The sequence below is a fragment of the Brevibacterium sp. H602 genome, assembly GCF_051172395.1.
In the GTDB taxonomy this organism is placed as follows: domain Bacteria; phylum Actinomycetota; class Actinomycetes; order Actinomycetales; family Brevibacteriaceae; genus Brevibacterium.
This window is the reverse complement of record NZ_JBPIZD010000042.1, coordinates 1-9,861: the sequence shown is the minus strand read 5'-3', so window position 1 is coordinate 9,861 and position 9,861 is coordinate 1. Positions and strand designations below refer to the sequence as shown.

Sequence of the window (9,861 nt, the reverse complement as noted above, 5' to 3'; positions counted from 1 at the left end):
ACTACCCGACGGCGGCCCAGCAACCTGGCGCGAGGTTGCTGGGCCGCCGTCAGGTAGTAATTGGGGTCAGCGGCGGAGGATGACTGTGCCTGCTGCGAGATCGTGGACTCCGCGGTTGTCGCGGTTGAAGATGAGCGCCGGAATGACGAGCACGACAAGGACTGAGCGGATGAGCGACTTGAGCAGTCCCGGCACGTGACCGTCGAGGCGACGGACCTCGATGCCGAAGAGGCGATGGCCGACCGAATAGCCGAGAGTGCCCACGAGTACGAAATTCTCGAGGGCGAAGAACGCGGGCGCGAGGATCGGATTCGCCGGATCGATGAGATTGGCGATCGCCAGACACATCAGCCAGTCGACGAGCAGGGCGAGGATTCGCTTCCACGCCGGAGCCAGAGAATGCGAGCCGTTGACAGGCAGACCCAGCCGCTTTCCGGGCCAGTCGTCGTCATCCCTGTCGAACCGGGGTCCTTCGAGCCAGGAACCAAGGTCGTCACGATTGATCACTCCCCCAGCCTACGAAATCCGGCCTGAGTGGATCCTCAGGAAACATGCCCGAAACATGGTCGACATCACCACTTCATTCTTCGGCGACTAGGATTGACCGTGGTCAGGACAAACGGCCACCGTACACGAACTAGGAGACCTAAGTGTTCTCGTCTGCTGAAGAACTCGTCAACTACATATCGGACAATGACGTCAAATTCGTCGATGTCCGGTTCTGCGACCTGCCCGGTGTGGTCCAGCACTTCAACCTCCCCGCCGCCTCATACGGCGCCGAGGAGATCACCGAAGGTCTGCTCTTCGACGGGTCCTCCATCACAGGCTTCCAGGGCATCCACGAGTCCGACATGAAACTGCTCGCCGATGTCACCTCCGCCTACATCGATCCGTTCCGGGAGGCGAAGACTCTGGTCGTCACGCATTCGATCGTCGACCCCTTCACCGACGAGCCGTACTCCCGTGATCCCCGGCAGGTCGCGGCCAAAGCCGAGGCTTACCTGCAGAGCACCGGCATCGCCGACACGGCTTTCTACGGCGCCGAGGCGGAGTTCTACCTCTTCGACTCCGTCCAGTACGAGAACACTCCCGGCAACAGCTTCTACCGCATCGACTCCGAGGAAGCAGCATGGAACACCGGCGCCGATGAGGCCGGCGGCAATCTCGGCTACAAGACTCCGCACAAGAGCGGGTACTTCCCCGTGTCTCCACAGGACCACTTCGCTGATATTCGTGACGAGATGTCGCTGACGCTCGAGCAGATCGGCTTCGAGATGGAACGGGCCCACCACGAGGTCGGCACCGCGGGTCAGCAGGAGATCAACTACAAGTTCAACACCCTCCAGCACGCCGCCGACCAGCTGCTCGACTTCAAGTACGTCATCAAGAACACTGCGTTCGCCAACGGCAAGTCTGCGACCTTCATGCCCAAGCCGATGTTCGACGACAACGGATCGGGAATGCACTGCCACCAGTCGCTGTGGAAGAACGGCGAGCCCCTGTTCTACGACGAGAACGGCTACGGCGGGCTCTCCGACCTCGCCCGCTGGTACATCGGCGGCCTCATCGAGCACGCCGGCGCCGTGCTCGCCTTCACGAACCCGACCATCAACTCCTACCGTCGACTCGTGCCCGGCTATGAGGCTCCGGTCAACCTCGTCTACTCGGCACGCAACCGTTCGGCCGCGATCCGCATTCCTGTGACCGGTTCCTCGCCGAAGGCCAAGCGCCTCGAGTTCCGCGTACCCGACCCCTCGTCGAACCCCTACCTCGCGTTTTCGGCGCAGCTCATGGCCGGACTCGACGGCATCCGCAACCGCATCGAGCCCCCGGAGCCCATCGACAAGGACCTCTACGAACTCCCGCCAGAGGAGGCCAAGGACATCAAGCTCGTCCCCGGCACCCTCGACGAGGCTCTCATCGAGCTGGAGAAGGACCACGACTTCCTCACCGCCGGGGACGTGTTCACCCCCGACCTCATCGAGACATGGATCCGCATCAAGCGTGAGAACGAACTCGATGTCGCTCGCCTGCGTCCGACACCGACGGAGTTCGAGCTCTATTACGCACTCTGATCTCGGCCGGCGGCCGACCTCAGCCGAGCTGAGATCCTGCAGCCGAGGGGAATAGAGTGAGGGCGTCACGGGTTTTCACCTGTGGCGCCCTTTCGGCTCTGCGGCCGCCCACGCGGCCGGTCGGATCACGCACCATCGGAGGGATGGACTTTGACGCATTATGACCTGCTGCTCATCGGCACCGGTTCGGGAAATATGTTCCTCGACAAGCGTTTCGCGGGCCTGAAGACCGCCATCGCCGAGGAATGGCACTTCGGCGGCACCTGCCTCAACGTCGGGTGCATCCCGACGAAGATGTTCGTCTTTCCCGCCACTCTCGCCGAGCAGTCCACCCAGGCCGATCGCTACAACCTGACCCCGACTCACCCGAAGGTCGATTGGGCCGGACTCCAGGACCGCATCTTCTCGCGCATCGACGCCATCGAGTCCGGAGGACGCGAGTACCGCAGCAGCGACCGCCAGCCCAATATCACCGTTGTCGCTGAACATGTTCACTTCACTGGGCAGAAGACCGTGCGCACCGCCTCCGGCGAGGAGATCACCGCCGATCGCATCGTCATCGCCGCTGGCGCACACCCGATCATCCCCGACATCGCCGGACTCGACACCGTCCGCGTCGACACCGACGACTACCCGGTCTTCACCTCGAACACCGTGATGCGCCGCGCTGAACAGCCGAGACGCCTGATCATCATCGGCTCCGGAATCGTCGCCATGGAGTTCGCCCACGTCTTCTCCGCACTCGGCACCGAGGTGACTGTCCTGGCCCGTGGTCCTCGCCTCCTGGGCAATATCGATCAGGAGGCCGCCGCTGAATTCACTCGGGTCTTCGACTCCACCCACACCGTCCTCCACGGTGCCCGGTCCAAGCAGATCGACATCGCCGACGGCGAAGTCACGTTGACCATCGAACCCAGCGGCCGCCTCGTCGAGGCGGACCTTCCGGAGACGATCACCGCCGACGGAGTGCTCGTAGCCACGGGAAGGGTACCCAACACCGCCGAGCTCGATGTCGAGGCCGCTGGTTTCGACATCACCGACGGCAATCGCCTGTCCGTGGACGAGCACCAAAGAGTCCTCTCGGCCGGTCAGCCCGTACCCGGAGTATTCGCTCTCGGAGACATCTCCTCACCCCATCAGCTCAAACACGTCGCCAACCACGAAGCGAAGATCGTCGGCCGCAATCTGGCCGCAGACGTTGCCGCAGGGTCGCCCGGCAGTGCTCGGGCGAACGACCTCGCCGCAGTCAATCACCACGCTGTTCCCGGTGCCGTCTTCTCCTCCCCGCAAGTCGCCTATGTGGGCATGACCGAAGCAGAGGCCACTGGGGCCGGACACGACGTCACTGTCAAGGTGCAGAAGTTCTCCGATGTCGCCTACGGTTGGGCGATGGCCGATGACCCCGGAATCGTGAAGATCATTGCCGATCGGAGCACCCGGCACATCCTCGGCGCCCATATCGTCGGGCACGAATCGTCGATGCTCATCCAACCGCTCATCCAGGCCATGGCCTTCGGGCAGAAGGCCGACGAGGTGGCCACGGGGCAGTATTGGATCCACCCGGCGCTGCCCGAGGTCGTTGAGAACGCCCTGCTCGGACTCGAATTCGACGACTGAGGACATCCGCCGACTGCCGATTCGTCCCATGACCGAGAGGGTCCGCACGCCGGCGGCTGTCGCCGCCGTCGAGTCAGAAGTCGTAGAAGCGGTGTTCCATCACGGAACGTGCGTGCCTGGTGGTGCGCAGATAGTCGTCTTCGAGGTCATGTCCTGCCCCTGCCGGATAGCCGAGGAGTCGGGCCGTGCCTTCGAGCTCGGTGTAATCGGCAGGTAACGATTCCGCGATGCGTCCGCGGAAGAGCATCACGGCCGAACGCACATCGGTGGCCAACTGCCAGGCCGCCGCCAGCTGGTCGGCGTCGTCAGCCGGCAGCAGGTTCTCGTGCGTGGCCACGTCGAGAGCCGCCAGAGTCGAGGTGGTTTGCAGGCCTTCCACCCGATGGGCGTGTTGGAGCTGCAGAAGCTGCACGGTCCATTCGACATCGGAGAGACTGCCTCGGCCGAGTTTGAGGTGCCGCCGCTTATCAGCATTGCGGGGCAGCCGTTCGTCTTCCATTCGCGCCTTGAGCGTGCGCACCTGTGTCAACGCCTTCTGCGGCATCTCCTCCGGATAGCGCAGCGGATCGATGAGTGCCAGGAAGGCCTCGAAGAGACCGTCATCGCCGGCCACTGGGCGCGCCCGCAGCAGCGCCTGTGCCTCCCATGGCTGGGACCACTTCGCGTAATAGGCCTGGTAGGACGAGAGACTGCGCACCAACGGCCCGTTCTTGCCTTCCGGCCGCAGATCAGCATCGAGGTCGACCCCCTGGGCTCCTTCGCTGGCTTTGAGTCGGGATGACAGCTGGAGCACCACCTTCGTCACGTGTTTGCTCAGTTTCCCGCGTGCCTCGGCGTCGAGATCGTCTGACACGGGGCGGTAGACGAACATCGCATCGGCATCAGAGAAATAGCCGATCTCCCGTCCGCCCCATCGGCCCATGGCGATGATCCCCAATTCGTAGTCCGGAGTGTCAGGACCGTCGAGGTCAATTCGCACTGCCTGCAGGGCCCCTCGGACCGCCAAGTCCATGAGATCGGAGAGATCACCGGGTATCTCGGTGCGTTCGCCGACGTTGAGGACGTCGCGCAGAGCGATCCGCAGCAGTTCGCGGCTGTACGTCTCGCGGATCGGAGTCACCGCATCGGCGCCATGGCGCTTGAGCAGCCCGTCGACCTCGGCGTTGAGGATCGAGAGGTCACGAGCTTCGAGATTCACATGACGGTCCAGCCAGGCGACGGCGGCGGGCTGGCGCAGCAGAAGCTCCGTTGCATACCCGGACATGGAGAGGACCTCGGCCACCGATTTGGCGGCCAGGCCGGAGTCGCGGAGCATCTTGAGGAACCACCCGGACGATGACAGCGATTCGCTGAGTCGTCGGAAGGCCAGCAGTGCTCGATCGGGTTCGACACCGTCGGAGAACCAGTCGAGCAGCGCCGGAAGCACCTGCTTGATGACCATGACAGTGCGCGACATCCCAGTGGTCAGGGCCTTGATATGGCTCAAAGCACCCTGCGGGTCCACATATCCGAAAGCCTGGAGACGCTCGGCGGCCGCCTGAAGGCTCGAACCCCGTTTCTGCGCGTCCACGACGGCTCCGTGGACGCCGACGGCCGCCTCGAGGATGGGCCTATAGAAGATCTGCTCATGGAGGCGGGTGACCTGCTTCGCATAATCGCGGCGAGCCTGTTCGAGGCGGTCGCCAGTCCGTGAACCTGACCGGAAGACCGAACGGGCCAACGTTCGCAGCTTGGCCTCATCGTCGGGAATGAGCGCATTGCGCATCATCCTCGGGATCTGGACGCGGTGTTCGACGACGCGCATGAAGCGGTACGCGGTGGAGAAGACAGATGCATCTTGCTGGCCGATATAGCCGTGTTCTCCTAGCTCACGGAGAGCAACGAGTGTATTCGGGGTGCGGATGTCTTCGTCGTTGCGTCCGTGGACGAGCTGGAGCATCTGAGCGGAGAATTCGACGTCCCGCAGCCCGCCGCGACCCAGTTTGATCTGGCGTGGGGCCTCGAGCGCCGGGATGAGGTCGACGACGCGGCGACGCATCGCCCGGATTCCGTCGATGAAGCCGGGACGGCTGGCCGCCTGCCAGACCAAGGGCAGGAGAGACTCGGCGAAGGCTTGTCCCACCTCGCTGTTGCCGGCGACGGGTCGGGCCTTGAGGAGGGCCTGGAATTCCCAGTTCTCGGCGATATCGGCATAGTAGTGCTCGAATTCCGACAGCGTGCGCACGAGGGCTCCGGCTTTTCCTTCAGGACGCAGTGCGGTGTCGACCTCCCACAGTGCAGGCTCGCCTCCGGCGTCCGAAAGGATGCTGCGCATACGTTGGGCGAGATCGGTGGCCAGGCTCCTGGCACCTTCGGTCTCGGCGGAGTCGAGGACGAAGACGACGTCGACATCGGAGACGTAGTTGAGTTCTCGTGCACCGGTCTTGCCCAGGGCGATGACCGCCAGTCGGATGTCGGCCGCCTCGTCGAGTTCGGCTCGTGCGATGGCCAGGGCCGCGTCGAGGGCAGCGGCGGCAAGGTCGGAGAGGACAGCCATGACATGGTCGACGATTTCGTCCGGAGACTCCGCAGACAGATCATCGGCGACGAGGCGAAGCACCGCATCTCGATAGGTCCGTCGCAGCGCCTTGACCCCGTCATCTCCGGTCACCGCGGCGCGCGGAGCCGGATCCTCGGGGTCCGCGCCGAGGGCCGAGAGCATCTCTGATCTCAGGGACACCGCCGAGGCGGCAGGCGTGGAGATCAGCAGGAACGGGTCGGGGACGAGCAGCACCGGCAGGGAGTCGGGATGCCGGACCAGATGGTCGACCATCGCCTCCGAAGTGCCGACGACCGCGAGGAGCCGGGCCAGGAGGGGGCGGTTGAGTTCATCCTCGGCCAGCTCGCTCTTCGATCCGGTCCTCACTGCGTCCAGCAGGGCCGCGGAACCCTCCCCCGCGGCCTCGACCACGCGCAACAGACCCAGCGCCGCTCCATGCGGGTCCGGGGTTGCCATGAGGAGATCAACGAACCGCGAATCAGTGGCCAGAGGGACGCCGAGGAGCTCATCGAGCTCGTGGAGGAACCGAGCGGTGGCCTCCGGGACGCTGGTCGTGCGTGAGGTGATTGGGGCCATCACATCGAGGTGAAGTGCTTCGCGAGCTCGTATGGAGTCACCTGCGCGCGATAGTCGGCCCATTCCTGCCGTTTATTGCGCAGGAAGAAGTCGAACACCTCTTCCCCCAGGGTCTCGGCGACGAGATCAGATCCCTCCATCAGCTCCAGGGCATGGGACAGGCTGCGCGGCAGCGCCTCGATCCCCATCGCCCGCCGTTCGGTGGAAGAGAGCAGCCAAACGTTGTCTTCGGCCTCTTCAGGCAGTTCGTAGCCCTCTTCGATCCCTTTCAGTCCCGCTGCGAGTATGAGCGCATACGACAGGTACGGGTTGGCGGAGGAATCCAGCGCACGGTACTCGACACGAGCGGACGAGGACTTTCCGGAGTTGTACTGCGGGACCCGTACGAGAGCAGAACGGTTGCGGTGGCCCCACGAAATGTACGACGGAGCTTCATGGCCGGTCCAGAGACGTTTATAGGAGTTCACGTGCTGGTTGGTCACTGCCGAAATCTCGGCGGCGTGGGTGAGCAGTCCGGCGATGAACTGTCGGCCGGTCTTCGACAGCTGATATTCGGCCCCCGGTTCGAAGAAGGCATTGTTCTCGCCCTCGAACAGGGAGACATGCGTGTGCATCCCATTGCCTGGCTGATCGGCCATCGGCTTGGGCATGAACGAAGCGTAGACACCTTGGGAGATCGCGACCTCTTTGATGACCGACCGGAACGTCAAGACGTTGTCGGCCATGGTCAGCGCGTCGGCGTAGCGCAGGTCGATCTCGTTCTGACCAGGTCCGGCCTCATGGTGGGAGAACTCCACCGACAGTCCCATGGCTTCGAGCATGGTGACTGCTTCGCGGCGGAAGTCATTGGCCGTTCCCCCGTTGACATGGTCGAAGTAGCCTGCTGTGTCGACCGGCATCGGCGCTGTGCCGTCGCTGATCCCGGTCACAGGGTCGAGATTGTCGGTCTTGAAGAGGTAGAACTCGATCTCAGGATGCACATAGAAGGTGAAGCCGCGTTCGGCGGCTTTGGCCAGAGTGCGTTTGAGGACGTTGCGCGGATCGGCCGGCGCTGGCTCTCCCCCGGGCACATGGACATCGCAGAACATCCTCCCGGTCGGTTCGGTCTCTCCGCGCCAGGGCAGCAGAGAGAACGTCGAGGGGTCGGGTTTGAGCACCATATCGGCCTCGAACACCCGGGACAGCCCTTCGACTGCCGAGCCGTCGAATCCGATGCCTTCGGAGAAGGCGCCTTCGAGTTCGGCGGGGACGATGGCCACGGACTTCAGTTGTCCCAGGACATCGGTGAACCAGAGTCGGATGAATCGCACTTCACGATCCTCGACGGTCCTGAGAACGAATTCCTCCTGACGTGACATCTACTCAGCCGTTCCACTTCTCGTCGTCTTCGTCCCACTTCTGACTGCGCTCTCGCGCCTTGTCCAGGGCGGCGAGGGCGACTTCTTCGGTCTCGTATGGCCCCATTCGGTGGGTCCAATCGCTGACCAGGCCCTTTTCGACGGTGTTCGTCTCGAGGTTGAAGTAGTACTTCGAGTTCGGATCGTCGATATCTTCGTAGAGTCCCATGGCGAGCCTTCTCTCCTCAGCGGGGTTCTGCATTGACGGTTTCAGCTTACCGTTTCACGAGGCGAACTGGCGGCACCTGCCGCGCAGGCCCAGGAACCGCCGCTGCTGGTGTCTTCGCTGCGCGCAATCTCCGTCTGGAACCATGGTTTCCGCGGCATCTGGCACTCAGACTCACTGATTTCGCAATTGTGATGACGAAAACAGATTTAAAGGTTTGCTCTCCAAACCTTCAAAGGAATAGAGTTGACACCATCGACGGCCGACGGAGAGGTCGGCCGCCTCCGCCCCTGCGGCACATCACCAGGAGAGAAGGACACACATGCGCATTTCAGTGCCCACCGAGGTCAAGAACAACGAGTTCCGAGTCGCCATCACCGCTGCCGGCGTCAACGAACTCGTCGCCCACGGCCATGAGGTCACCGTCCAAGCGGGAGCCGGCGAAGGCTCCTTCATCATCGATGCCGAATACGAGGCAGCCGGAGCGACGATCGCCCCCGACGCGGCCACCACCTGGGCCGCCGGCGATCTCGTGCTCAAGGTCAAAGAGCCGATCGCCCAGGAATACGGGTTCCTGCGCAAGGATCTCATTCTCTTCACCTACCTCCACCTCGCCGCCGATGAGGCACTCACGAAGGCTCTGATGGAGGCCGGAACCACGGCCATCGCCTACGAGACCGTCCAGCCCGACGGCGGCGGTCTTCCGCTGCTGGCGCCGATGAGCGAGATCGCCGGTCGCCTGTCGACTCAGGTCGGCGCACACAGTCTGCTCAAGGCCAACGGTGGTCGCGGCATCCTGCTCTCCGGGGTCCCCGGCGTCGAACGTGCGAATGTCGTCGTCATCGGTGCCGGTGTGGCCGGGACGAACGCCGCCCGCATGGCCCTCGGTCTCGGAGCGACCGTCGAAGTCATCGACATCAACATTCCGCGCCTGCGGCAGATCGATGAGACCTTCGCCGGTGCCATCGGGACGAAGGTGTCGAACAAGTACGAGATCACGAAGTCTCTGGCCTCGGCCGATCTCGTGATCGGTTCGGTGCTGATCCCGGGCAAGAAGGCGCCGAAGCTCGTCACCGATGACATGGTTTCCGGGATGAAGCCGGGCTCCGTCCTCGTTGATATCGCCATCGATCAGGGCGGCTGCTTCGAGAACTCGCGACCGACGACGCACGATGATCCGACGTTCACCGTGCACAACTCGGTCTACTACTGCGTGGCGAACATGCCCGGTGCCGTGCCGAACACGGCCACGGCGGCGCTGACGAACGCGACTCTGCCGTTTGCGGTGAAGATCGCCGATCAGGGGTGGCACAAGGCGCTGTCGAACGATTCGGCCCTGGCCCGCGGCCTCAACATCCACAACGGGCATGTCACCAACGACAACGTCGCCGAGGCGTTCGGCTACGAAGCCGTGTCCGTGGCCCACGCCCTAGCCAACTGAAAAACCCTATTACTACCTGACGGCGGCCCAGCAACCTCGCGCGAGGTTGC

General features: G+C 63.5%; 7 protein-coding genes. 3 read left to right on the top strand and 4 right to left on the bottom strand.

Features of this window, described 5'->3' with window-relative positions:
• Positions 1-66: 66 nt before the first annotated feature.
• Positions 67-507, bottom strand: coding sequence for an RDD family protein (locus tag ACSBQT_RS17650; RefSeq protein ID WP_410710034.1), 441 nt, complete (start codon positions 505-507; stop codon positions 67-69).
• 143 nt (positions 508-650) lie between these two features.
• Here ACSBQT_RS17650 and glnA (ACSBQT_RS17645) point away from each other — a divergent pair, with 143 nt between their 5' ends.
• A complete protein-coding gene (glnA, locus tag ACSBQT_RS17645; protein WP_410710035.1) occupies positions 651-2,075 on the top strand; it encodes a type I glutamate--ammonia ligase in 1,425 nt (474 codons plus the stop codon).
• A gap of 150 nt (positions 2,076-2,225) precedes the next feature.
• The gene (locus tag ACSBQT_RS17640) at positions 2,226-3,692 is read left to right on the top strand and encodes a mycothione reductase (RefSeq protein WP_410710036.1); all 1,467 of its coding nucleotides are present in this window, start codon (positions 2,226-2,228) and stop codon (positions 3,690-3,692) included.
• A 73-nt stretch (positions 3,693-3,765) separates the two neighbouring features.
• Here ACSBQT_RS17640 and ACSBQT_RS17635 read toward each other — a convergent pair whose 3' ends face one another.
• Genes ACSBQT_RS17635 through ACSBQT_RS17625 form a run of 3 tightly spaced genes read right to left on the bottom strand, consistent with a single transcriptional unit; the run spans position 3,766 to position 8,373 of the window.
• Entirely contained in the window at positions 3,766-6,807 is a 3,042-nt protein-coding gene (locus ACSBQT_RS17635; protein WP_410710037.1) for a bifunctional [glutamine synthetase] adenylyltransferase/[glutamine synthetase]-adenylyl-L-tyrosine phosphorylase, read from the bottom strand.
• Positions 6,807-8,165 (bottom strand): type I glutamate--ammonia ligase, encoded by a 1,359-nt coding sequence (glnA, locus tag ACSBQT_RS17630; RefSeq protein WP_410710038.1) that lies wholly within the window; start codon positions 8,163-8,165, stop codon positions 6,807-6,809. The genes ACSBQT_RS17635 and glnA (ACSBQT_RS17630) overlap by 1 nt, the downstream gene beginning before the upstream one ends.
• A 4-nt stretch (positions 8,166-8,169) precedes the next feature.
• On the bottom strand, positions 8,170-8,373 hold the full coding sequence (locus ACSBQT_RS17625) for a hypothetical protein (protein ID WP_410710039.1): 204 nt from the start codon (positions 8,371-8,373) through the stop codon (positions 8,170-8,172).
• 319 nt (positions 8,374-8,692) lie between these two features.
• Between ACSBQT_RS17625 and ald the strand changes: the two genes are divergently transcribed.
• Positions 8,693-9,811 (top strand): alanine dehydrogenase, encoded by a 1,119-nt coding sequence (gene ald, locus ACSBQT_RS17620; protein ID WP_410710040.1) that lies wholly within the window; start codon positions 8,693-8,695, stop codon positions 9,809-9,811.
• Positions 9,812-9,861: the final 50 nt, after the last annotated feature.

Coding starts and splice junctions, on each gene's coding strand:
- ACSBQT_RS17635 (WP_410710037.1), bottom strand. CDS start 6,807: ATGGCCCCAATCACCTCACGCACGACCAGCGTCCCGGAGGCCACCGCT.
- glnA (WP_410710038.1), bottom strand. CDS start 8,165: ATGTCACGTCAGGAGGAATTCGTTCTCAGGACCGTCGAGGATCGTGAA.
- ald (WP_410710040.1), top strand. CDS start 8,693: ATGCGCATTTCAGTGCCCACCGAGGTCAAGAACAACGAGTTCCGAGTC.
- ACSBQT_RS17625 (WP_410710039.1), bottom strand. CDS start 8,373: ATGGGACTCTACGAAGATATCGACGATCCGAACTCGAAGTACTACTTC.